This is a genomic window from Kitasatospora sp. NPDC091276 (assembly GCF_040684355.1).
In the GTDB taxonomy this organism is placed as follows: Bacteria; Actinomycetota; Actinomycetes; order Streptomycetales; family Streptomycetaceae; genus Kitasatospora.
This window is the reverse complement of the sequence record NZ_JBFBFU010000058.1, coordinates 1-26060: the sequence shown is the minus strand read 5'-3', so window position 1 is coordinate 26060 and position 26060 is coordinate 1. Positions and strand designations below refer to the sequence as shown.

At 72.9% G+C, this 26060-nt stretch carries 8 protein-coding genes; 6 read left to right on the top strand and 2 right to left on the bottom strand.

Annotated features, from left to right (window positions below; translation table 11 throughout):
- Positions 1-189 (top strand): amidohydrolase family protein (locus tag AB0O19_RS37320; protein WP_363626118.1); only part of this gene is annotated, 189 nt, incomplete at its 5' end.
- Here the strand turns inward: AB0O19_RS37320 and AB0O19_RS37315 are convergent.
- Positions 114-662: an ABC transporter ATP-binding protein gene (locus AB0O19_RS37315; RefSeq protein ID WP_363626120.1), complete on the bottom strand. Its 549-nt coding sequence runs from the start codon at positions 660-662 to the stop codon at positions 114-116. The genes AB0O19_RS37320 and AB0O19_RS37315 overlap by 76 nt on opposite strands.
- 493 nt (positions 663-1155) lie before the next feature.
- Positions 1156-1734, bottom strand: coding sequence for a MarR family winged helix-turn-helix transcriptional regulator (locus AB0O19_RS37310; RefSeq protein WP_363626116.1), 579 nt, complete (start codon positions 1732-1734; stop codon positions 1156-1158).
- A 766-nt stretch (positions 1735-2500) separates the two neighbouring features.
- Between AB0O19_RS37310 and AB0O19_RS37305 the strand changes: the two genes are divergently transcribed.
- From AB0O19_RS37305 to AB0O19_RS37285, 5 genes are read left to right on the top strand one after another with little or no spacing between them, the layout of a single operon-like run.
- Entirely contained in the window at positions 2501-3463 is a 963-nt protein-coding gene (locus AB0O19_RS37305) for a LysR substrate-binding domain-containing protein (protein ID WP_363626114.1), read from the top strand.
- A 9-nt stretch (positions 3464-3472) separates the two neighbouring features.
- Positions 3473-4318: an acyltransferase domain-containing protein gene (locus AB0O19_RS37300; protein WP_363626112.1), complete on the top strand. Its 846-nt coding sequence runs from the start codon at positions 3473-3475 to the stop codon at positions 4316-4318.
- A gap of 3 nt (positions 4319-4321) precedes the next feature.
- Positions 4322-4576, top strand: a complete 255-nt coding sequence (locus AB0O19_RS37295; protein WP_363626110.1) for a phosphopantetheine-binding protein — start codon at positions 4322-4324, stop codon at positions 4574-4576.
- An 11-nt stretch (positions 4577-4587) separates the two neighbouring features.
- Positions 4588-6582 carry an asparagine synthase (glutamine-hydrolyzing) gene (gene asnB, locus AB0O19_RS37290; protein WP_363626108.1) on the top strand — a complete coding sequence of 665 codons (1995 nt, stop codon included), beginning with the start codon at positions 4588-4590 and terminating at the stop codon, positions 6580-6582.
- Entirely contained in the window at positions 6579-25904 is a 19326-nt protein-coding gene (locus AB0O19_RS37285; RefSeq protein WP_363626106.1) for an SDR family NAD(P)-dependent oxidoreductase, read from the top strand. The genes asnB and AB0O19_RS37285 overlap by 4 nt, the downstream gene beginning before the upstream one ends.
- Positions 25905-26060: the final 156 nt, after the last annotated feature.

Genomic DNA, 26060 nt, shown 5'->3' with positions numbered 1-26060 from the left:
CAGACCGTCGAGTCGCTGTCCGCCACCCCGGCCCGCCTGCTGGGCCTCGCCGACTCGATCGGCTCGCTGGAGGCCGGCAAGCAGGCCGACCTGGTCGTGCTCGACTCCGAGGGCTACGACCTGGTCGCCGTCATGCGCCGCGGCCGCTGGGTCCTCGGCGGCGAACGCTTGCTGCCCCGGGCCGGCTGACCGGCGGGGTGGCGGAGCCGCGGTCCGCGGTCCGCCGGTGTCCGCAGAGCTGCTGGAATCCCGGGTCGGTGCGGAGGAGCTCGGCGTACGTACCGGTGGCGGCGGCCGTGCCGTCGGAGAGCATGACGACGGTGTCCGCCGCTGGACAGGCGCACCCCGCGTTCCCCGACCTCGGTGTCGAGGCCCGCCGTCAGGCCGTGCGCCTTCCCGGTGAGGTTGACGAGGTCGAGGACCTCCCAGAGCCGGTCGTCGGTGACGTCCGGGGCGGCGTAGCAGAGGTTGTCCCGCAGGGTGCCGTGCAGGAGCGGGCAGTCCTGTTCGACCCAGCCGAGGTGTGAGCGCCATTCCGCGAGGCCGAGGTCCGTGGCGGGCCGCCCGTCGATGCGGATGCTGCCGCTCCACGGCTCGTAGAAGCGGTTGATCAGGGCGAAGGCGGTCGACTTTCCGGCCCCGGACGGGCCGACCAGGGCCACCGGCGCGTGCGCGGGAACGGTGAGCGACAACCCCCGGAGGACCGGTGCGTCGGGGCTGTGGCCGAACCGCAGATCGCGGATCTCCAGCGAAGGCGCCGACGGCGGGCCCTGGTCCGGTTGCGGTCCGGAGGCGGTGCGGCCGGCCGTCGTCGCCCCGCTGCCGTCCTCGGTGGGCGCGCAACTGCCGCCAGGCGGTCACCGGGCGGCGGCGGAAGAGCGTGTGCAGATAGGCGGCGCCCCCGGTGAACAGCTCGTCCGCCCCGTGCCCGGCCAGGTGTCGGGTGGCGCCGTGCTCGACCAGGTGCCCGCCAGCTCTGCTGGCGGGCTGTTCCGCACGAGTCGGCGGCCGCCGGTGTGCCCGTCGCCCGGCCGCTCATCCTCCGGCGTCCGCGGTGGGGCGCCGGGCACCACTTCGGCTTCGAGGATCGCGATCGCCGCCGGGCCCGAAGTCCACGTGTTGTCGGCCGAGTCGAGTCACCGATGGCGGTACCGCTCAAAGCTCCGTCGGGTAGCCGCTTCGGGGGTGCTTGGCGTTGGCGAGCTGTCGCCGGGGCGCCCGAGGGGGGCGGGACGGGGACTCGCGTGACGGTGAACGCGGCGGAGTCCAGGCCGGAGCAGTGGTGGTGGTCTCCGGGCCGGTGGGCCGGCCGCGGAGGGCCTGGGTCTCGACGGCTTCGGCGAGGCGCCGCAGGGCGATCCGGACCTGCTCGCTCTGTTCGTCGCCGAGTGCCCCGAGGACCTGGTGTTCGATGGCCAGGCGCTTGGGCATGACGTCGTCGACGGCGGCCGCGCCCGCTTCGGTGATGGAGACCAGTGCGGCGCGCCGGTCGGCGGGGTTGACCGTCCGGACCACGAGGGCGCGCCGTTCCAGCTTGGCCAGCGCCTTGCTCAGCGCGGCCGGCGACCGTCCCATCGAGGCGGCGAGGCGGCGCGCGATCGTCGGCTCGGTCGAGTGGCGGAGGTGGTAGAGCACGTCAAACTCCGAGGAGCTGACGGCCGCCGCTTCGAACACCGGTTCAAGGAGGAACTCCAGCATCGCATGGGCGTGTCGGAGGCCGCCGATGATCTCCATCGACGAAAGGTCGAGGTCAGGACGGCTCTGTACCCACAGCTGCCATACCGCCTGCGTTTCATCCATTCGTGCACATGCTCCAACTTGTTAACCGGTAACCTTTCAGTTACCGTATGACACGTGGCCCGCTTCGAGCTGGGCGACCTGGGCACGCTCATCGGAGACTTGTCCGTTTTTTGCTCTCTGTGTAGTTGATCTGCTCATGTCACATGAGCCTGGACCGCGACATCCCGCCCGATAGCTTCTCGTCTATGACCGGAGCTGAGGAAAGTGTCACCATGGTCATCGCGCATGTCCCCGTCATCCCGTTCCCTGGAACGATTCCGGGATCGGTCTACCTCCGGCAGATAGTACTGGACCGGAATAGCTTGGTGTCCAGCCATTTGCGCGTTGCGTTGGCATCAAGGAGACCGGACCCGGCCGCTAGCCGGGCCGCATTGCTCGATAGTCGACCGAGAAAGTCGAGTTGACGCCTCGGCGGGTATGAACTCGCCGTACCGCTCGAACGCTTCGAACAGTCCGACGTGGGACGCGTCCAGGTGGCCAGCTCCGCAGGGGCGGCCGCCGTGGCCGTCGCCGGCGGGCTTCATTCTGCGCACAGAGGCTTGTTTTCCATGCCCTGGCGCGCTGTTCACGGATCCGCCGCGGGCTGATCGTCCGTGGTTCGTCACCGAATTCAGAATTTCTCCGGCGGTCGCACCGCCGACCCCGAAAATCCGCATGGACAGATTCCGGGAAAAGGTTTCCGCGCGCTATGACCGATCGCTTGGGATTCAGTCTCACTCAATTGCGCTACTTCGTCGTCTCCGCCGAGATCGGCAACATCTCGGAGGCGGCGGAGAAGCTGTGCGCCTCGCAGTCGACGGTCTCGTCGGCGATCATGCGGCTGGAACGTCAGCTCGGTGTTCAGCTGTTGCTCCGTCACCATGCCCGTGGGGTCTCCCTGACGCCGAGCGGTCGCCACCTGCTGCGGGAGGCGCGCGCGTTGCTGGGGCAGGCCAGGAGCCTCAAGGCGCAGGGCGACGCCCTGGCGGGCGACACGGCAGGCCAGCTCGACGTCGGGTTCTTCTTCCCGATCGCCCCGTTCCTGCTGCCGCTGGTCCACCGTTTGGCCGGGGAACGGCACCGGGCGCTGGAGCTGAACCTCCACGAGGCGTCCGCCGACCGGTTGCTGGAGTTCCTCCGGGACGGCCGGTGCGAACTGGCGGTGACGTACGACTTCCTGGCGGGCGACGCCAGGTTCCACCCGTTGGTCGATCTGCCGGTGCACGCCCTGCTGGCGGATGACGACCCGTCGGGCCTGGCCGGCCCGCTCGCTCTGGACGAGTTGGCCGGTCGACCGCTGGTCGCCCTGAACGTCCCGAGCGTGCTCCGCCACGCCGAGCGGATGTTCTCCCGCGCGGGCGTCCGCATGCCGCGGGTGGTGAAGGCGGCGAGCATCGAGACGCTGCGCGGCCTGGTGGCCGCCGGTGCCGGGTTCGCCTTGATGTATCAACCCGCCCGAACCGCAACGACGTTGGACGGGGGCAGGGTCCGCGAGGTCGAGCTGGTCGGAGACCTGCCGCCCGCGACCCTGGGCGCGGCCGTGATGCCCGAGCTGGCCATGAGCAGCCGCGGCAGGGCGTTCCTGGACGTGCTCAGATCCGCGGTCGCGGTCGGGGCGGGCCGGGGGCAGGTCGGGGCGGGTCGGGCGCAGGTCAGTGCAGGTCAGCAGGTAGTCATGGGTTGAGGGAGCGTCGTGCTGGCAGTCATCTTCGCTGGTCAGGGAAGTCAGGAAAAGGGAATGGGGGCAGAGGTCTTCGAACGGTACCCGGGGCTGGTCCAGTACGCCTCGGACGTGCTGGGGTACGACCTGGTCTCCTTGTGCACGGAGGACCCGGACGGCCTGCTGGGCCGCACGGAGTACACCCAGCCGGCGCTGTTCGTCGTTAACGCGCTGCGGACCTTCGAGCGGGTCCACCACGGGGACCGGGAGGCGGACGTCTACCTCGGGCACAGCCTGGGCGAGTACAACGCGCTGCTCGCGGCCGGGTCCTTCGCCTTCGAGACGGGGCTGCGGCTGGTCGCCAAGCGCGGCGAGCTGATGGCGGCGGCCTCCGAGGGCGGCATGACCGCCGTCATGAACACGCCGCCCGGACAACTGCTGGAGATCCTCGCGGAGGACGGCGTCGACGGCGTCGACATCGCCGGCCTCAACACCGGCTCGCAGGTGGTCATCGCGGGCACCCCGCCGGTCCTGGACGCGGCGCACGCGTGCCTGGAGCGCCGGGAGATCCGCTTCGTACGGCTCAAGGTGAGCGCGCCCTTCCACTCCCGGTACATGGAGCCGGCCAGGGTGCGGTTCGCCGAGTTCCTGACGGAGTTCGAGTTCGCCGATCCCGACACCCCCGTCATCTCCAACGTCACGGGCCGGCCGTACGAGCCGGGACAGGTGACGCGCATGCTCACGGAGCAGCTGGTCGCCCCGGTGCGCTGGACCGACAGCGTCCGCGGGCTGCTCGACGGCGACGCCGAGCTGGAATTCACCGAAATCGGGGGCCTGGCCCTCACTCACATGGTGTTCAAAATCAGGGCTGGAGTCTGACACATGGCAACCACGACGGACACGATCCGGCTGTACCTGGAAGACCGTTTCCTCTTCGAGTTCGACGACGTGATCACCCCGGACACCGACCTGTTCAAGGCGGGGGTCATCGACTCGTTCGGCTACGTCAGGATGATGAAGTTCCTGGAGTCCGAGTTCTCCGTCGAGATCTCCCCGGAGGACATCCTCGTGAACGTCTTCGTCTCGCTCACCGCGATCGACGAGTTCGTCACCAAGAAGATCTCCGCGAAGAAGTAGAAGGACGGATCATGTGCGGGCTGGCTGGTTTCCTCTCGACCTCGCTGCACCCCGGTGCCACCGCCGAGGTCATCACCTCGATGCTGTCGAAAATCCACCACCGCGGGCCGGACGAGGCGGGCTACTACCTCGACGACGGCATGGCCATGGGGGCGGTGCGGCTGGCCATCGTCGACCTCGCCGGTGGCTCGCAACCCATGTCCGACCCCTCCGGGCGCTACTGGATCTGCTTCAACGGCGAGATCTACAACCACATCGAACTCCGCGCGGAACTGGAGCGCCTCGGCCGCCCGTTCCGCACCGACCACTCCGACACCGAGGTCGTGCTCCAGGCCTGGATCCAGTGGGGGTCGGACTGCTTCACCCGGTTCAACGGCGCGTTCGCCGTCGCCATCAGGGACGCGGCGACCGGTGACCTGGTGCTGGCCCGCGACCGCTACGGCAAGCGCCCGCTGTTCTACGCCGACGCGGGCGGGGACTTCCTGTTCGCGTCCGAGATGAAGGCGTTCCGCGCCTTCCCCGGCTTCCGCTTCGAGTTCGACCCGAGGGAGCTGGCCACCACCTACGCCGCGTGGACGCCGCTGCCCGACCGCACGCCGTTCCGGGGCGTGCGCCAGCTGCCGATGGGCTCCGTGTTGACCATCAGCGCGGGCCGCCGCTCGCTGCGCCCCTACGAGGACCTCGACTTCGACGTGCCCGGCTTCGACGGCACCGAGGCCGAGGCGATCGACATGCTCCGGCAGACCCTGCGCACCAGCGTGGAGCTGCGGCTGCGCTCCGACGTCGAGGTCGGCGTCTACCTCAGCGGCGGCCTGGACTCCTCGATCGTGACGAGGCTGGCCACCCAGCTCTCCCCGTACGAGGTCCGCACCTTCTCGGTGGCGTTCCAGGACAAGTCCTTCGACGAGTCCGACAGCCAGCGCCTGGTCGCCGAGCACCTGGGCACCCTGCACACCGCGGTCCCGATCACCAGTGAGGACATCACCGAGCACTTCCCGGCCGCCGTGTACCACGCGGAGGTTCCGACCTTCCGCACCTCGTTCGTGCCGATGTTCCTGCTGTCCCGGCACGTCCGTGACGCCGGGATCAAGACCATCCTCAGTGGCGAGGGCGCCGACGAGGCCTTCCTCGGCTACTCGCTGTTCCGCGAGACCCTGCTGCGCGCGCGGTGGAACGAGCTGACCGACGGCGAGCGCCGCACCCGGCTGGCCGGCCTGCACCCGGAGCTGGAGCACTTCGGCTCCGCCCACCAGGCCCATCTGCTCGGCCTGTACCAGCAGTTCTCGGTGGAACGGCTGCCGGGCCTGTTCTCCCACGAGATGCGGTACCAGAACGGGAGGTTCGCGGCCCGGCTGCTCGCCGACCGGATCGACCCGTTCGCCGACCTGCTCGACCTCGTCGCCGGGACTCCCGGCTACCCGGACATGCCCGCGATGCACAAGGCGCAGTGGCTGGAGTACAAGACGCTGCTGCCCGGATTCCTGCTGTCCACGCAGGGTGAGCGGGCCGCGCTGGCGCACAGCGTGGAGAACCGCTGCCCGTTCCTCGACCCCGCGGTGGTGCGTGCGGCCGCGTCGGTGAACCTGCGCTACGACGACGGCCAGGTCGAGAAGGCCATCCTGAAGAAGGCGTTCCGCGCCGAGCTCCCGGAGTGGACCACCAGCCGCCCCAAGCAGCCCTACCGCGCGCCGGGCAGCGCCGCCTTCAAGGACAGCCGCCCGGACTACCTGGAACTGCTGCTGTCCGACCACGAGTTGGCCGGGATCGGCTGCCTGGACGCGAAGTTCGCCCGGCGCCTGGTCGACAAGGTCATGACCTCGCCGGTGGAGGAGGTCAGCACCAAGGAGGACCAGACCTTCCTCTACCTGCTGACGACCGCCGTGCTCCACCAGCAGTTCGTGCGGGGCAGCGGTACGGCGCCGGCCGGCGCGTCGAGCGCCGCGCTGAACCTGCGGGTGACCGTGGACAACCGCCGTGCCGTGCAGCGAGTGGGGGAGAGCCGATGAGTACCGACGACATCGCGATCATCGGGCTGGCCCTGCGGTTCCCCGGCTCCGACACCCTCGTCGAGCTGTTCGACCACCTCGCGGCCGGACGCTCGCTGATCACCGAGGTGCCCGCCGAACGCTGGTCCAAGGAACGCTACTTCGGCGATCCGCGCGGCGGCGAGGAGAAGACGTACAGCGTCTGGGCCGGGTTCGTCGAGGACGCCGACCGCTTCGACGCCGCCTTCTTCAACATCTCCCCGCGCGAGGCGGAGACGATGGACCCGCAGCAGCGGTTCGCGCTGGAGCTGGCCTGGAAGGCCATCGAGGACGCGGGCTACCGGGCGGGCGAACTCGCGGGCAGCCGTACGGGCGTCTTCATGGGCCTGTGCCACGGCGACTACGCCGAGCTGATCGAACGCGACGACGTGCCGACCGACGCCTACTTCCCGACCGGCACGGCCTACTCGATCGTCGCCAACCGGCTGTCCTACTACTTCGACTTCCACGGCCCCAGCATCGCCAACGACACCGCCTGCTCCAGCTCCCTGGTCTCGCTCTACGAGGCCGTCGCCGCCCTGCACAACGGCGACTGCGACCTGGCGCTGGCCGGCGGCGTGAACCTGTGCTGGTCGCCGAAGCTGTTCGTGGCGTTCAGCAAGGCGAGCATGCTCTCGCCCACCGGCCGCTCGCACGCCTTCGACCAGGACGCGGACGGCTTCGTCCGGGGCGAGGGCGGCGCCGTCCTGCTGCTCAAGCCGCTGGCCAGGGCACTGGCGGACGGCGACCCCGTGCACGCGGTGATCAAGGGCGTCGGCACCAACCACGGCGGCAAGACCAACTCGCTGACCGTCACCAACCCGGCCGCCCAGGCCGCGCTGATCGAGGACGTCTACACCCGCGCCGGTGTGACGCCCGAGACGGTGAGCTACATCGAGGCCCACGGTCCCGGCACGCCGGTCGGCGACCCGATCGAGATCGTCGGCCTCAAACGCGCCTTCCAGAGCCTGCACGACGCCCACGGGACGTCACCGCGGCCGGACAGCACCGGCATCGGCTCCATCAAGACCAACATCGGCCACCTGGAATCGGCCGCGGGCGTGGCCGGCGTGGTCAAGGTGATCGGCGCGATGGCCGCCGGGACCCTCCCGGCGACGGTCAACTTCCGGACCAGGAACCAGCTGATCGACCTGGACGGCAGCCCGTTCTACATCGTCGGCGACACCCGGCCGTGGCCGGGCGGCGACGGGGTGCCGCGCCGGGCCGGCGTCAGCTCGTTCGGGTTCGGCGGGACCAACGCCCACGTGCTGCTGGAGGAGCACCTCGGCGGGCCGGCCGACCGCACCGCCGAGCCCGCGGGGCCGTACGTCGTCCCGCTGTCGGCGAAGAACCTGGAGCGGCTGCGGGTGCTCGCGGGCGGCCTGCGGGACCACCTGCTGGCACCGGAGACCCCGCTGCGGCCGCGCCAGGCGCTGGCCGACATCGCCCACACGCTCCAGGTCGGCCGCGAAGCGATGCGGGTCCGGGCCGTGTTCCTGGTCTCGGACCGGGAGCAGCTCGCGGCCGCGCTGGAGTCCGTCGCGGACGGCGAGGTGCGCAACCCCGCCGGGGCCGGGGCCGAACTGGTCGCGGCGGCGCAGGACTGGGCGAACGGGGGCGGCGCCGACTGGCCCGGGCATCCCGGGGCGCGTCGCGTCCGGCTGCCGACCTACCCGTTCGCCCGGGACCGGCACTGGTACGTCACGCCGCCGGCCGAGGCGCCGGGCGCCGTGCTGCTGCACCCGCTCGTCCACCGCAACACCTCCGACCTGGCGCAGCAGCGCTACACCTCCACGTTCACCGGCGCCGAGCCCTTCCTGGCCTCGCACCTGGTCCGCGGCCGGCGGGTGCTGCCCGCGGTCGCGTACCTGGAGATGGCGCGCGCCGCCGTGGAGCGCGCGGCGGCCCGGGAGGGGGCCGTCCGGCTGCGCGACCTCGCGTGGCTGCGGCCGATCGTCGTCGGCGAACCGGTCGACATCGACCTCGCGCTGACGCCGCGCGAGGACGCGATCGCGTTCGAGTTCCGGCAGGGGGAGACGGTCCACAGCACCGGCACCGCCGGACTGGTCACCCTGCCGGACCCGCCGCCGCTGGACCTGGACGCCCTGCGCGCCGCCTGCCGCACCACCCGCGGCACCGACGAGGTCTACGCCGCCTTCCGCGCCCAGGGCCTGGAGTACGGCCCGGCCATGCGCGCGCTGCGCGGGCTCCGGCTGGGCCGTGACGAGGCGATCGCCCGCATCCGGACCACCGGCGCCGACGGTTGCGTGCTGCCGCCGAGCGTCCTGGACGCCGCCTTCCAGACCTCCGTGGTCCTGACGGGCGCCGCCGCCGGCCCGACGCTGCCCTTCACCCTCGACGAGCTCCAGGTGTACCGGCCCTGCCCCGCCGAGACCTGGGCCTGGGTGCGACGCAGCGCCGGCTCCGGGGCGCTCACCACCTTCGACATCGACCTGTGCGACGGCGACGGCGTGATCAGCGCCAGCCTGCGGGGGCTCGCCCAGCGCACCACCGACGCGGGCCCGCGCGTCGTCACGGCGACCACCCGGTGGACCGACCGGCCGCTGGACGCGGACGGCGGCGCCACCCGCACCGCGCACCTCCTGACCCTGCCGGAGATCACCCGGGCGAGCCCGGCCGACGGCGTCGACGCCGCGACCGAGCAGGTGTTCGCCGAGGTCCAGCAGGTGCTCGCGTCCTCTCCCCGGACCGGGCACCGCTTCGTGGCCCTGGTCGACGCCCGGGTGCCGGCCCACTTCCACGCACCGCTGGCGGGCCTGTTCCGCACCGTCGCCCTGGAGAACCCGCTCGTCTCGGGCCGGGTCGTCCGGGTCGCCGGCCTGGACGCGGCCTCCGCCGAGCAGCTCGCGCGGATCGTGCGGGAGGAGTGCGCCGACGACTCCGCCGACACCGAGGTCCGCTACACCGCCGACGGCACCCGGCAGGTGCTGGAGCCCGTCGAGACGCGACTGGACGCCGGACCGCAGGTGCCCGCGCTGCGGGCCGGCGGCGTCTACTGGGTCACCGGCGGCCTGGGCGGCATCGGCCGCCACCTCGCCCGCTACCTGGGCCGCGCGGGGGCGACGGTCGTCCTGAGCGGACGCTCCCCGGCGGGCTCGGTGGACGCCCTGCGCGCGGAAGGGGTCGACGCGCACTACCTGCCGGTCGACGTCGCCGACGCCGCAGGCGTGCGCGCCGCGGTCGACACGATCGTGCGCGAGCACGGGTCGCTCGACGGCGTCGTGCACGCGGCCGGCCTGCTGCGCGACCAGTACCTGCTGCGCAAGGACCTGGCCGACGTCCGCCTGGTGACGGCGCCGAAGGTCCGCGGCACGCTCAACCTCGACGCCGCCACCCGCCACCTCGACCTGGAGTTCTTCGCGCTCTTCTCCTCGGTCGCCGGCGTCTACGGCAGCCCGGGGCAGTCCGACTACTCGGCGGCCAACGCCTTCCTGGACGCCTTCGCCCGGCACCGCCGGACGCTGGTCGACGCGGGCGAGCGCAGCGGCCGGACCGTCGCGATCAGCTGGCCGCTGTGGGCCGACGGCGGCATGACGCTGGACGAGGTCACCCGCGACTCCCTGCGCCGCGAGCGCGGCTGGGAGGACCTGCCCACCGAGGACGGGCTGCGCGCCTTCGGCCGGGCCCTGCTCGCCGACGCCCCCGCGCACCTCGTCGTCGCCTACGGCGCCAAGGCCACCCTGGCCGCGCAACGCCGGGCGGCCCCGGCCCCCGTGGCCCCGGCCACCGCCTCGTCCGCTGTTCCGTCAGGCGGCGCGGGCGAGGGCGACCTGCTGCGGCGCACCGAGGAACTGCTCAGGGGGGTCGTCGCCGAGGTCCTGCGGCACGACCCGGAGCACATCGAGTCGGCCACCAACCTCATCGAGTACGGCATCGACTCGCTGAGCATCCTCGGGGTGACCGCCCAGCTGGAGAAGGTGTTCGGGCCGCTGTCCAAGACGATCTTCTTCGAGTACCTGAACATCGCCGAGGTGGCCGCGCACTTCGTGGAGACCAGGCGGGCGCAGCTGGAGGCGGTGCTGGGGGCGACCGGTCCGGCCGGAACCCCGGAAAGCCCGGAAACCGCGGAGACCCCGGAAGCCTCGGCAGCCCCGGTCGTTCAGACCGAGGCCCCCGCGGTCCAGCCCGAGGCCCCGGCCGCCCGGTTCGAGGCCCCGGCCGCGTCCGCCGTCACCGTGGTCCGCGAACCCGCGCGCGACGACCGGCACGACATCGCGATCATCGGAGTGTCCGGGCGCTACCCCGGCGCCGACACGATGGACGAGCTGTGGGAGCTGCTGGAGAACGGCCGGCACACCTTCGAGGAAGTGCCCGCAGACCGCTGGGGCCACGAGGCCATCCACGACAGCGACCGGTCCGTCCGCGGCAAGAGCGTGATCCGGACCGGGACCTTCCTGCGCGACCTCGACAAGTTCGACCCCCGCTACTTCCGCATCTCCAAGCGCGAGGCCGAGCAGATGTCCCCGGAGGTGCGGCTGTTCCTCCAGTCGGGCGTGGAGGCGCTGGAGGACGCCGGCTACTCGCGGCAGACCATCCACCGCCGCTACCAGGGCGACGTCGGCGTGCTCGTCGGGACCATGAGCAACCACTACAACCTGTACGGCTTCCAGAACAGCCTGACCAGGGGCGCGCCGCAGAGCGGCAGCTACACCGGGACGCTGCCCAACATGCTGTCCTACTTCTACGGCCTGACCGGGCCGTCGATCTTCCTGGACACCATGTGCTCCGCCTCGTCGACGTGCGTGCACCAGGCCGTGCAGATGCTGCGGGCCGGCGAGTGCCGGATGGTCGTCGCGGGCGGCGTCAACCTGATGCTGCACCCGTACAACCTGATCACCTCCTCGGAGGAGCACTTCACCACCGGCACCTCCGACGTGATCCGCAGCTTCGGCCACGGCGTGGACGGCACCATCCTCGGCGAGGGCGTCGGCGCGGTCGTGCTCAAGCCGCTGGTCGACGCCGAGCGCGACGGCGACCACGTGTACGCCGTGATCAAGGGCACCGCCCTGTCCAACGCCGGGACGCGCAACGGCTTCACCGTGCCGAACCCGGGCATGCAGGCGCACGCGATCCAGAAGGCGATCGAGGACGCCGGCGTCGACCCGAGGACGATCGGCTACGTCGAGGGGCACGGCTCGGGCACCGCGCTGGGCGACCCCATCGAGGTCCGCGCCCTGACGTCGGCGTTCCGCAAGTACACCGAGGACCGCCAGTTCTGCGCCCTCGGGTCCGTCAAGGCCAACATGGGGCACCTGCTCGCGGCGGCCGGCATGATCGGCCTGGCGAAGGTGCTGCTCCAACTGAGGCACGGCAAGCTGGCGCCGTCCCTGCACAGCACGGAGCTCAACCCGGACATCGACTTCGCCGACACCCCGTTCCAGGTGCAGCAGAAGCTCGCCGACTGGCAGCCGATGGTCACCGAGGTGGACGGCCGCCAGGTCACCCACCCCCGGCGGGCCGGCATCACCTCGATCGGCGCCGGCGGCATGAACTCGCACATCATCCTTGAGGAGTACCCCGAACGGCCGGTGCGCCAAGAGCCCTTCGGTGAGCAGCTGTTCGTGTTCTCGGCGATGAACGAGGCCGCGCTCGGGCGCTACCTGGCCGTCTTCCGCGACCACCTCGCCGGGGCGCGGGAGGCCGACCTCCCCGACATCGCGTACACCCTGCGGGTCGGAAAGAACGAACTGCCGCACCGCTGGGCGTTCGTGGCGGGGGACCGGCGGTCCGCGCTGGCGGCCGTCGACGGCTACCTGGCCGGGCGGCGGGAGCTGCCCGCGCACGAACTCGCCGCCACCTGGGCCGGCGGCAAGAGCGTCGACTGGGACCAACTGCCGACGGCACGCCGGGTGTCGCTGCCCGCCTACCCGTTCGAGAAGGTGCGCTGCTGGATCGAGCAGACCGACGGCGCACCGTCCGTGCTGGCCCCGCTGGCGCTGCGCGAGCGGCTGCACCCCTTCCTGGGGCGCAACGAATCCGACGTCCGGGGCCTGCGCTACGCCATGGACGTCCACCTCACGGACCTGCTCGACTACGGCTACCGGCTGGCCAAGGCGCCGACCATCGTGCCCACCTTCGTGGTGGACCTCGCGCTGGCCGCCGCGAAGGTCAGCGGGTTCGCCGCCGAGGCGTCGGTCCACGACCTGCGCGTGCTGCGGCCGGTCGACTGGTCCACGACCACGCGGCTCGTCACGGAGTTCGCCGACGGCCACGGCACCGTCCGGACCGGGGACGGGACGGCGGCGGTCGAGTTCACCGTGCGGGGGGCGGCCACGGCGCCGTCCGGCCGGGTCGAGCCGGCCGGACTGCGGGAGGTCCTCACCCGGGAGCAGTTCCTGGCCGAACTGGCCGAGGGCGGGCTGGACTACAAGCCGGCCTCGTGCGCGGTCGAGGGCGTGTTCCGCGCGCCGGACGGCCGGACGGTGCTGACCATCGGCAGTCCCGCGTTCCAGCAGGACCACGTCCGGCGCAACGTCACCGTCGAGCCGTTCGTGCTCGCGGCGATCGCCCAGGGCGTGCAGTGGGAGGCCAAGCGCGCCGGGGCGCCGGACTGGACCCTGGTCGCGCTCAACCAGGTCGGGGAGATCCGGGTGCGGGCCGGTTCGCCGGTCACGCACGTGGTCCTCGGCGACGACCGGATCCTGCTGCTCGGGGGCACGGGCGAGGTCGTCGGGGAGCTGGCCGGGGTGCGGCGCGGTACCGGAGGGGTGGCGCCGGGCGATCGTCCGGCGCCGCAGGCCCGCCCGGTGCGAGAGCGGGAGCCGGTCGTACCGGCTGAGCAGGATGTACCAGCGGTGTCGGCGGTGTCGGGTGTCGTGGACGTCCTGCGCTCCATCGCCGCCGAGATCCTCAAGTTCGAGCCGGAGGAGCTCGACCCGGCTACCGGACTGGACGCGTTCGGCTTCGACTCCATCTCGCTGGTGACCTTCGCGAAGGAGATCCACGAGCGGTTCGGGGTCGTGGTCAGCCCGGCGGTGTTCTTCGACGTCAGCACCCTGGAGGCGCTGGGCGCCCACCTGGTCGACGAGCACGGTGCCACGGCGAAGGCCGAGGTGAAGGCCGAGGTGAAGGCCGAGGCCGGGGTCAAGATCAAGGTCGAACCCCAGTCCCAGCCCCAGTCCCAGCCCCAGCCGGAGTCGGAGTCGGAGCCGGTCCGCACCGGGCCCGACCCGCGCCGGCCGATCGCCGTCATCGGCGCGGCCGGGCGCTTCCCGGGCGCCCGCGACCTGGACGAGTACTGGGCGAACCTGCTGGCGGGCGAGGACTCCGTCACCGCGTTCCCGCTGCACCGCTACGACGAGGAGCAGCGCAAAGCCATCGAGGCCCAGGACTTCCCCCAACGGATCGGAGCCCTGGACGACGTCGACGCCTTCGACGCCGGCTTCTTCCGCATCCTGCCGCGCGAGGCCGAACTGATGGACCCGCAGCACCGCCTCGTCCTGGAGACGGTCTGGCAGGCGCTGGAGGACAGCGCGTACCGACCCGCCGACCTGCCGACCAACACGGGCGTGTTCATCGGCGTCACCGGCAACGACTACGCGACGCTGCTCGCCACGCTCGGCGTGCGACCGGACGCCTTCACCTCGACCGGCACCACGCACTCGATCCTGGCCAACCGCATCTCCTACCTGCTCGACGTGCGCGGCCCGAGCGAGCCGATCGACACGGCCTGCTCCAGCTCGCTGGTGGCGGTGCACCGCGCGATCGAGGCGATCCGCTCCGGCACCTGCGACCTGGCCGTCGCGGGCGGGGTCAACGTGCTGCTCAGCACGGACACCTTCGTCAGCGCGCACCGCGCGGGCATGCTCAGCCCGGACGGCCTCTGCAAGACCTTCGACGCGGGCGCGAACGGCTACGTCCGGGGCGAGGGCGTCGGGGTGGTGGTGCTCAAGTCGCTGGCGGCGGCGGAGCGCGACGGTGACGCGATCCTCGGGGTGATCCGGGGCAGCGCGTACAACCACGGCGGCCGGGCCAACTCGCTGACCGCGCCGAACGCCGACGCCCAGGCCGAGCTGGTGACGGCCGCCGTCGGCGACCTCGACCCGGACACCATCGGCTACATCGAGACCCACGGCACCGGCACGGCCCTCGGCGATCCGGTGGAGGTCCGGGCGCTGCGCACCGCGTTCCGCCGGCTGGGCCGCAGCGACGACGGGGCGTGCGGCCTCGGCTCGGTCAAGACCAACATCGGCCACCTGGAGTCGGCCGCGGGCATCGCCGGGCTGCTGAAGGTGCTGCTCGCGCTCAAGCACGGCGTGCTGCCCGCGACTCAGCACCTCCAGGAGGTCAACCCGTACATCGAACTGGCCGGCGGCCCGTTCCACATCGTGCGGGAGAACGAGGCCTGGCCGCGCCCCCGCAGCGGTGCCGGCGGCCCCGCGCCGCGGCGTGCCGGGGTGAGCAGCTTCGGGTTCGGCGGCGTCAACGCCCATGTGGTCGTCGAGGAGTACGTACGCGGCGACCGGGACGGGGAGGGCGACGGCGGGCCGGTCGCGGTGCCGCTGTCGGCCCGCACCGCCCGGCAGCTGACCGACCGGGCCCGGGGCCTGCTCGCCTACCTGGAGTCCCCGGAGTCGGAGCAGGTGTCGCTGCGGTCCGTCGCGTGGAGCCTCCAGGTCGGCCGCGAGGAGATGGCGGAACGGGTCGGCTGGGTCGTCTCGTCCCGTTCCGAACTCGTCGACGGGCTCCGGGCGTTCGTCGCCACCGGCGAGCGCGGAGCCGAGCCGGAGCCGATCGGACGGTGGGTCGGCGGGGGCGCCGTCGACTGGCGTTCGCTGCTCGGCGACGGCACGCCCCGGCGCGCGCACCTGCCCGGATACCCGTTCGCCCGGGACCGCTTCTGGGCCCCCGGCACCCGGCAGGAGAGCGGCACGACCCTGCTGACCGCCCGCTGGACGCCGACGCCCGTCGCCGCGACCGGCCGGTACGACCGGCGCGTCGTCGTGCTGTGTGGGGTCGACGGGGAGGTACCCGAGGCGATCCGCCTCGACACGGCCAAGCAGCGGCCGGAGAGCCGGTTCCGCGACCTGTCGTGGCAACTGCTGGAGACCGTCCGCGGCCTCGACGCCCGGGACGGCACCACGCTCGTCCAGGTCGTCACGGCGGACCTCGCTCTCGCGGGCCTGCTGCGGACCGTCACCAAGGAGAACCCGCGGATCGTCGGCCAGGTCATCGGCGTCGACGGCGTCCACGGCACCGACCTGGCCGCCGCCGTCGCGGAGAACGCCCGCGCCGCCGACGACCTGGTGCTCTACCGCGACGGCGTCCGGCACACGCGCAGCTGGGCCCCGGCCGAACTCCCGGGCCCGGGTGCGGGAACGGCCTCCGGCAAGCCCTGGCGGGACGGCGGCGTGTACCTGATCACCGGCGGGGCCGGCGGGATCGGCGCCTCGACGGCCCGGCGCATCGCCGCCGACGTCCGGCGGCCGACCGTCGTACTGGCCGGCCGCTCGCCGCAGGACGGCCGGATCGACCGCCTGCTCGCCGAGCTGCGGCAGACCGGCGCGGACGCGAGGTACGTGCGCGCCGACGTCTCCCGCTGGGAGGAGGTGCGGCACCTGGTCGCCGAGGCGGGCGCCGTCACCGGCATCGTGCACGCCGCCGGCGTGGTGCGGGACTCGCTGCTCGCGGACAAGACCGCCGAGCAGTGGGACGAGGTCCTCGCGACCAAGGTGGACGCCCTCGTGCACCTCGACCGGGCCACCGGGCACTGCCCGCTGGAGTTCGTGCTGACCTTCTCCTCGGGCGCCGCCGTCACCGGCAACCCGGGGCAGTCCGACTACGCGACCGCCAACGCCTTCCTCGACGAGTTCGCCGCCGTGCGCAACGCGCGGGTCGCCGAGGGGCTGCGCCGCGGGCGCACCCTGTCCATCGCCTGGCCGCTGTGGGAGGACGGCGGCATGCAGGTCGGCGAGCGGACCCGGGCCTACCTCTGGGAGGACCGGGGGCTGGTGCCGATGCCCACGGAATCCGGGCTCACGGCGCTGGTCGACGCCTGGAACGCGGGGGCGGACCAGGTGTGGGTGCACCACGGCGACCCGACGCGGGTGCCGACCGGAACACCGGCCCCGGCCGCCGCGCCGACAACTCCCGCACCGACGGCTCCCGTTCCGGAGGCTCCCGTCCGTGGCGCCGACCCGAACGTCCTCGGCCACCTCCTCGCCCTGTTCGCCGAGGTCAGCGGGCTCGCCCCGGGCGCGGTCGACCCCGACCGCCCGCTGGTCGACATCGGCCTGGACTCGGTGATGGTCATCCAGCTCAACCGTGAGCTGGTGCGGACCTACCCCGAGGTCTCCTCGACGATCTTCTACGAGCACCCGACCCTGCGGGCCGTGGCCGGTCAACTCGCCGGCCTCCAGCGGGAACCGGCGCGCCCGCAGGCGGCCACGGCCGACCAGCCGGTGGCGGGCGACCAGCCGGCGGCGACTGCCGAACAGCGGGCCACCAGCGCTCGGCCGACCGCCGTCCCCGACCGGCCGGCGCCCGGCGCCGACGAGCCGATCGCGGTGATCGGGCTGAGCGGCCGCTACCCGGGCGCCGCCGACCTGGACGAGTTCTGGGAGAACCTCACGGCGGGCCGCGACTGCGTCCGCGAGGTGGACCGCTGGTCGCTGGACGGCTTCTTCGAGCCCGACCGCAACACGGCGGTGGCCACCGGCCGCAGCTACAGCAAGTGGGGCGGCTTCCTGGACGACTTCGCCGCGTTCGATCCCCGGTTCTTCGGCATCGCCCCGCGCGACGCCTACGCCATGGACCCGCAGGAGCGGCTGTTCGTGCAGGCGGCGTGGGAGGTGCTGGAGGACGCCGGGTACACGAGGGCGCGCCTCGCCGAGCGCCACGGCCACGGGGTCGGGGTGTTCGCGGGCGTCACCAAGGTCGGCCACGCCCGGCACGAGGTGGGCCGGCTGCCCTCGGGCGAACTCGTGGTGCCCGGCCTGTCGTTCGCCTCGCTGAGCGCCCGCGCCTCCTACCTGCTCGACCTGCGCGGGCCGAGCCTGACGATCGACACCATGTGCTCGGCTTCGCTGACCGCGATCCACGAGGCGTGCGAACAACTCCGGCGCGGTGCCTGCGAGGTGGCGATCGCCGGTGGCGTGAACCTCTACGCGCACCCGCTGGACTACGTCGAGCTGTGCCGCTCCGGGATGCTCTCGCCCGACCAGCACTGCCGCAGCTTCGGCACCGGCGGCCACGGGTTCGTGCCCGGTGAGGGCGTCGGGTGCGTGCTGCTCAAGCCGCTGTCCCGCGCGGTGGCCGACGGGGACCGCGTGCTCGCGGTGATCCGGGGCTCCAGCGTCAACCACGGCGGCCGTTCCACCGGCTACACCGTGCCGAGCCCGGTGGCCCAGGCCGATGTCGTCCGGCGGGCGCTGGACCAGGCCGGGGTCTCCGCCCGGCAGGTCGGCTACGTCGAGGCGCACGGCACCGGCACCGAACTGGGCGACCCGATCGAGATCACGGGCCTGACCAAGGCCTTCGAACAGGACACCGCGGAGCGGCAGTTCTGCGCGATCGGCTCGGTGAAGTCCGGCATCGGCCACCTGGAGGCCGCGGCCGGGGTGGCCGGCCTGACGAAGGTCCTGCTCCAGCTCAAGCACCGGCAACTCGTCCCGAGCCTGCACGCCGAACAGCTCAACCCGAACATCAGCTTCGAACGGACCCCGTTCCGGGTCCAGCGCGAACTGAGCCCGTGGCACTCCGACGGCCCGCGGATCGCGGCGGTGTCCTCCTTCGGTGCCGGCGGCTCGAACGCACACGTGATCGTCGAGGAGTATTCCGTGCAGCCCACCGACGGCGCGAACAACGGCGCCGAACAAGCCCGACAACCCCAACAGGCCGAACAGGCCGAACACGTCGTCGTCCTCTCCGCGAGGACTCCCGACCAGCTCACCGCGTCCGTCGACCGGCTGGCCGGATTCCTCGACCGCAACCCGGACACCGCCCTCGCCGACCTGGCCTTCACGCTCCAGGTCGGGCGGGAGGCGATGGCCGAGCGGTACGCGGTCGCCGTCTCGTCGATGGCGGAGCTGAGGGCGGCCCTGCGGGCCGGCCGGGGGCACCGGGGCACCGCCGGGGAATCCGGCGGACTGCTCGCCGAGATCGCCGGTGACGGCGACCTCCAGGAACTGCTGGTCCGGCAGTGGATCGCGGCCGGCAAGCTGTCCAAGCTCGCGGCGCTGTGGGCTGCCGGTACCGAGGTGGACTGGGAGCGCCTGCACCAGGGCGCGCCGCGCCGGGTGGTGTCGCTGCCGACGTACCCGTTCGCCAAGGAGCGGTTCTGGATCGGCGACCTGACCCGGCAGGCGCCGGCACCCGCGCTCGCGGCCGTACCCGAGCCCGTGCCGACGCCCGCGCCGGTCGCGGCACCGATCGCGGCGCCGATCGTCCAACCCGCCGTCGCGCACAGGGGACTGGACGAGATCGTGCCCGCCGTGGTGCGGGAGAAGATCGCCCGCGCGCTGGCGATGGAGGTCGAGGAGGTCGAGGGCGGGCTGGCGTTCGCCGACTACGGCCTGGACTCGATCCTGGCGATCCGTGTGGTGGACCAGCTCAACGGCGCGCTGACGCTGGACCTGCCGACGAGCGTGGTCTTCGACTTCAGCACGGCCGACCGGCTGGCCGAGCACCTGCTCGCCGAGTACCGGGGCGTCATCGTCCACACGGAGGGAGCGACGGAGCCCGCCGACGAACGGGAGAGCGCCCCGCCACCGGTCGTGCAGCCCGTACGGCCCGTGGCGGCCGGGCAGCCGCACAGCGGCACCGGGAGCGCGGAGCGCGGACCGATCGCGGTGATCGGCATGAGCGGCCGGTTCGCCGGCGCCGACTCGCTGGACGAACTCTGGACGCACCTGGCCGACGGCGACGACCTGGTCACCGAGGCGACCCGGTTCGACCTCGACGGCCTGAGCGCCTGCACCCGGGGCGGCTTCCTCGACCGCATCGACGAGTTCGACGCGATGTTCTTCAACATCTCCGGCACCGAGGCCGCGGTGATGGACCCGCAGCAGCGGCTGCTGCTCGAAGAGTCCTGGAAGGCACTGGAGGACGCCGGCTACGCGGGCCGGATGGGCCGGGCGCGCTGCGGCGTCTACGTCGGGGCGTGGGCCGGCGACTACCAGGGGCTGCTGGATCCGGAGGCGCCGGCGCAGACCCTGTGGGGCAACATGACCTCGGTCATCCCGAGCCGGGTGTCGTACTTCCTCGACCTCAAGGGCCAGGCGATCGCCGTCGACACGTCGTGCTCCAGCTCGCTGGTGGCGATCGACCTGGCGTGCAAGGACCTGTGGTCCGGCGAGACCTCGATGGCGCTGGCGGGCGGGGTGTTCCTCCAGTCCACGCCACGGCTGTACCGGCTCGCGGGCCGCGCCGGGATGCTGTCGCCGACCGGCCGCTGCCACACCTTCGACCACCGCGCCGACGGCTTCGTGCCCGGCGAGGGCGTCGGGGTCGTGGTGCTCAAGCGGCTCGCGGACGCGCTGGCCGACGGCGACCACATCCACGGCGTGATCAAGGCCAGCGGCGTCAACCAGGACGGCGCCACCAACGGGATCACCGCGCCGAGTTCGGTGTCCCAGGAGAGCCTGCTCGGCGAGGTGTACGAGCGGTTCGGCGTCGACGTGGAGCGGATCGGACTCGTCGAGGCGCACGGCACCGGCACCAAGCTCGGCGACCCGATCGAGTTCCAGGCGCTGAACCGGGCGTTCCGCGCCCGCACCGACCGGACGGAGTACTGCGCGGTCGGCTCGCTGAAGACCAACATCGGCCACACCCAGTTCGCGGCGGGCATCGCGGGCGTGCTGAAGGTGCTGCTGGCGATCAAGCACCGGAAGATCCCCGCCTCGCTGCACTTCGAGGCCGCCAACGAGGCGATCCCGCTGGCGGGAAGCCCGTTCTACCTGAGCACCCGCACCCACGACTGGGAGAGCCCCGCCGGGGTGCCGCGGTGCGGGGTGGTGAGCTCCTTCGGCGCCAGCGGCACCAATGCGCACCTGGTGATCGAGGAGGCCCCGGCCGTCGCCGACGCCGTCGCGCGCACCGCCGCCGCGCCGCGGACGGACCACGTGGTGGTCCTCTCGGCGCGGACGGAGGATCAACTCCTCGAACAGCGGCGCCGATTGGCGCTCCACGTCCGCGCCCACGCGTCGATCGACCTCGGTGACCTCGCCTACACCCTGGCCGTCGGCCGGGAGCGCTTCGCCCACCGCTTCGCCTGCGTGGTCCGTGACCGCGACGAGTTGGTCCGGGTGCTGGACGGCACCGTCCCGGCCCGGCTGCCCGACGAGGACCGGGCGCCCGCCGAGGGCCGACGGATCCCGCTGCCGACCTACCCGTTCGCCCGCGACCGCCACTGGGCCCCGACCGCCGACGGCAACGGCAGCAGTGACAGTGGCGCCAGCGGCAACGGCAACAACGTCACGCTGACCCGCACGGACGGCCTGCTGCGCGACCACGTGGTGCAGGGCCGTCACCTCCTGCCCGCGGTCGCCTACCTCGACCTCGCCCGCAAGGCGCTGGGCGCCACCCGGGTGCGGATGCGCAACGTCACGTGGGTGCAGCCGCTGGAGGTCTCGGACACCCCGGTCGACGTCCGGGTCGAGGTTCGCGCGAGCGAGCAGGGCGGGCACCGGTTCGAGATCGGCACCGGCTCCACCGTGTGCTGCGAGGGCGCCATCGCGCCGTCCGACGCCCCGCGCCCGGCACCGGTCGACCTCGCCGCGCTGCGCGCGGACTGCCGGGAGACCGTGTCCGGCGAGCGGATCCACGAGGCCCTGGTGGCGATGGGCATCGACCACGGCCCGAGCCTGCGGGCGATCCGGCAGGCACACGTCGGCTCCGGTCTCGTCCTCGCCGAACTGGCCCTGCCCAGCTCGGCGGAGCCCGGACCGCTGGCGCCCGCGATGCTGGACTCGGCGATCCAGGCGGCCGTCGCGCCCCACCTCACCGGCATGCGGGACACCGCCGTGCCGTTCGCCCTGGACCGGCTCGACCTGTTCGCCCCGTGCCAGTCGGCGATGTGGGCCGTGGTGCGAGGCGGCGCGGCCGGGCCGCTCGACAAGCTCGACATCGACCTGGTCGACGCCGACGGCGCGGTCTGCGTGCGGCTGACCGGCTACACCTCGCGCCGCACCGTCCGGAGCGAACCCGCGCTGTACGCGCCCGTCTGGGACTCGATCACCGCGACCGACGCGCCCGTGCCCGCTTACACCGACCGGGTCCTGGTCGTCGGCGGACCGACACCGCTCGACGGCGCCCTGACCTGGCCGCTGCCGCCGTCCGCCTCCGTCGAGGAGGTGACCGCCGCACTGCGCGACCTCGGACCGGTCGACCACCTGGTCTGGACGGCGCCCGAGCCCAAGCTCGACCCCGTCGACGCCGCCGGGTACACGGCCGCCCAGAACGACGGCGTCGTCGCCGCGTTCCGCCTGATCAAGGCGCTGATCGGAGCCGGGTACGACGCCCGGCCGCTGGGGATCACGCTGGTCACCACCCGCGCGCTCGCCACCCACGCCGACGACCCCGTCCAGCCGGCGCACGCCGGGCTGCACGGCCTGTTCGGCTCCCTGGGGCGCGAGTACGAGCAGTGGACCGTCCGGCGCGTCGACCTCGACGGCCCCGACTGGCCCGCCGACCTCACCGCCCTGCCCGCCCGCTCGTCCGAGGACGCCTGGGTCCGACGGGCCGGCCAGTGGCTGGCCCGGCACTGGGCGCCGTGCGAGACGCCCGCGAAACCGGTCTACCGCGAGGGCGGCGTCTACGTGGTGATCGGCGGCGCCGGCGGCCTGGGCACCGCCTGGACCCAGCACGTGGTGCGGCAGTACGGCGCGCACGTCACCTGGATCGGCCGCAGCGCACCCGACGCGGCCATCGAGGAACGGCTCCGCTCCGTCCAGGGACGCGGCACCGTCCGCTACCTCAGCGCCGACGCCGGGGACCCGGCCGCGCTGCGCCGAGCCGTCGGCGAGGTCAAGGAGCGCCACCCGCGGATCGACGGGGTCGTGCAGGCCGCGCTCGTCCTGCGGGACAGCACCTTCGCCCGGATGGACGAGGCCACCCTGCGCGCGGGGCTGGCGGCCAAGGTCGACGTCACGACGGCGATGGCCGAGGTCTTCGACGGCGAGCAACTGGACTTCGCCGTGCTGCTGTCGTCGATGCAGTCCTTCACGACGGCGGCCGGCCAGGGCAACTACGCGGCCGGCTGCACCTTCAGCGACGCCTACGCGCACGCGCTCGGACAGCACTGGGACACCCCCGTCAGGGTCATGAACTGGGGGTGGTGGGGCAACCTCGGGAGCGTCACCTCCGAGTTCTACCGGGAGCGGCTGAGCCGGGTCGGCCTGGTGTCGATCGAGCCGCGCGAGGGGCTCGCCGCCCTGGACGCCCTGCTCGGCGGCGAACAGCGGCAGCTGGCCTTCGTGAAGACCAACCAGCACAACACCCTGGCGAACTTCGACCGCGCCACCCAGGTCACCGTGCACGGCCGGACGCCCTCCCGGGTGCGCGGCGAGCTGTTGCTCGCGCCGGAGAGCGTGGACGGCCTGATGGACGAGGTCGTGCGGTGGCGCCGGACCGAGCGGGACCCGTGGCTGGCGAAGGTCCTGGCGGCCCAGCTGGCGACCGTCGACCGCACCGCGATCCTGCCGGTGTACGCCGACTGGCTGGAGCACGCCCGGCGGGCCACCGTGTCGGCCGGGCCGACGGAGGCCGTGTCCACGGCGGGCGTGCTCGCGGAGGCCGTGCTCGCACAGTGGGACCGGCAGTGCGAGTCCTGGTCGGCCGACGCCGACCGCAAGGCTGAACTGCGGCTGGCCTCCGCCATGCTGCGGGCGCTGCCGGACATCGTGACCGGCCGGACCAGGCCCACCGACGTCATGTTCCCGCGCGGTTCGGTGGAGCTGGTGGAGGGCTGCTACCGCAACAACCACGTCGCGGACGTGTTCAACCGCGCCATGGCCGGCGCCGCCGTCGCCGTCGTGTCGGAGCGGCTGCGCCGTGAACCGGGGGCGCGGCTGCGGATCCTGGAGATCGGCGCCGGCACCGGCGGTACCAGCGCCGGGATGTTCGCCGCGCTCAAGCCGTACCAGGAGAGCATCGAGACGTACGTCTACACGGACCTCTCCAAGGCCTTCCTCAACCACGCCCGCGCCACCTACGGGCCGGGCGTGCCCTACCTGGACTGCCGACTGCTCAACATCGAACGGCCGCTGGCCGGGCAGGACGTCGGCGAGGGCGGGTTCGACCTGGTGATCGCGGCCAACGTGCTGCACGCGACCAAGGACACCCGCAACACCCTGCGCAACGCCAAGGCCGCGATGCGGGCCGGAGGGTGGCTGCTGCTGAACGAGCTGTCTGCCTTCGACCTGTTCAGCCACGTCACCTTCGGTCTGCTGGAAGGCTGGTGGCTGTTCGACGACCGGTCGCTGCGGATCCCGGGCTCGCCGGCGCTGTCGCCGGAGAACTGGCGGGACGTGCTGGCGGGGGAGGGCTTCGGGACGGTGGTGTTCCCGCTGCCGCAGGCGCTGCCGCTGGGACAGCAGGTCATCGCGGCGGAGAGCGACGGGGTGGCCCGGCAGGCGGTCGGGACCAGGCCGAAGGGCGTCACCCGGCCGGCGGCTGCTGCGGCGCCTGTCGCGGCGCCTGTCGCCGTACCTGCTGCGGTGCCTACCGTGGTGCCGACGCCCCGGCCGGAGCCCGCGCCCGCCCCGCCGGCCGCGAGCCACGCGCCCGCCCCTACTCCCTCCGCCGCACCGGCGTCGCGCTCCGACCTGTCCGCGCTCATCCTCGACAAGGCCGCGGCCGTGCTCGGCATCCCGGCCGAGCGGATCGACACCGCGGCCCCGCTCACCCACTACGGCCTGGACTCGATCCTGGTCCTCCAGCTCACCAACGCCCTGCGCGAGGAGTTCGGTGACGACGTCTCCGCGACCCTGCTCTTCGACGTCGAGACCGTCGACGGCCTGTGCGCCCACTTCGCCGGTGCAGGGGCCGCCGCGACGGCCACGGCGGATGCCCAGGCCGGCCCGGCGGGCGAGCGGTGGAACCTCTCGTGCGGCCAGCTGACCATGTACCGCGACCAGCAGCGCTCGCCGGAGTCGACCGCCTACAACCTCCCGCTCCTCTTCGAGATCCACGGCGAGCTGGACGAAGCCGCCCTGGAGCGGGCGGTCCGCGCCCAGAGCGGCATCCATCCGGTGCTGAGCGCCGTCTTCGGCGAGCGGGACGGCGTGCCGTTCATGGACATCGACCCGGGCCGGGCGCCGTCCTTCGAACGGGTCGACCTCACGGCCACCAAGCGCGCCGCCCAACTGGCCGGGCTGCGGGACTTGGTGAACCTCCCGTTCGACCTGGCGACGGGCCCGCTGGTCCGCGCGCACCTGGTCTCCCTCGCCGGGCGGCGGCGCCTGCTGCTGATCACCGCGCACCACATCCTGCTGGACGGCACGTCCACGGCGATCCTGATCCGCACGCTCAAGGAGGCCTACCAGGGCCGGGGGAGCCTGAGCCGCGCCGGTTACGGCGACTTCGTCGCCTGGGAGGAGGCGCTGCTCGCCGGCCCGCGCGCGCGGCAGCACCGGGACTACTGGCTGCGGGAGCTGGCAGGTCATCGACCGGCGCTCGCGCTGCCCTACGACCGGCCGTACGACCCCAAGCGGATGCCCCGGGTGGACGTGGCGACGGTCAAGCTGCCGCCGCCGCTGGCCGCCGCCCTGGCCGACGCGGCGCGCGAGCACCGGGTCAGCGTCGCCACCGTGCTGTTCGCGACGTACGTGCGGTTCCTGCACCGGCTGACCGGGCAGGACGACCTGGTCCTCGGCATGACGGCGGTCGCCCGCTACGAGGAGCGGTTCCAGGACGTCGTCGGCCAGTTCGCGAACTGCCTGCCGATCCGCTGCACGGCCGTCGGCGGCTTCCCCGAGCTGCTGAAGTCCCTTCAGCGCAAGGTGGTCGGCGGCATCGAGCACGGCTGCTACCCGCTGCTGGAGATCGCCCGGGCCGTGGGCGCGGACGACGAACCGCTGGTCCTGACCAACTTCCTGTTCCAGAACTTCGACGGCGCCGACCTGCTGACCAACGCGGCCCCGGCCGCGCCCGGCGAGTTGGACCTGCGGCTGTTCGACGACCTGCCCTACGCCGGGGAGTACGTCCTCTCCGCCGAGTCCTACCGGGACGGCGAGGGGTTCAAGGTCTTCCTCAAGTACGACGCGAACGTCTTCGACGAGGCCACCGCGCGGCGCATGACGGAGGAGTGGTACGCGGTCATCCGCAAGGAGCTGGGCCTGCGGTAGGCCGTTCCGCGGACCGCCCCCGAAACCCGGAAGCCGGGCCGCGACCGAGGTCGCGGATCGCGCCCACGGCGCCCGGGACGCGCAACGCCCCGGCCAGGCCGGCGGGGGGGTCCCCCCCGGGCGGAACGGCCCGGGGGCGGTAGGTCGCCCCGCAGC

Bases quoted from the DNA above. Each gene is read 5' to 3' on its own strand.
- AB0O19_RS37310 (WP_363626116.1), bottom strand. From the start codon at position 1,734: ATGGAGATCATCGGCGGCCTCCGACACGCCCATGCGATGCTGGAGTTC.
- AB0O19_RS37295 (WP_363626110.1), top strand. From the start codon at position 4,322: ATGGCAACCACGACGGACACGATCCGGCTGTACCTGGAAGACCGTTTC.
- asnB (WP_363626108.1), top strand. From the start codon at position 4,588: ATGTGCGGGCTGGCTGGTTTCCTCTCGACCTCGCTGCACCCCGGTGCC.
- AB0O19_RS37285 (WP_363626106.1), top strand. From the start codon at position 6,579: ATGAGTACCGACGACATCGCGATCATCGGGCTGGCCCTGCGGTTCCCC.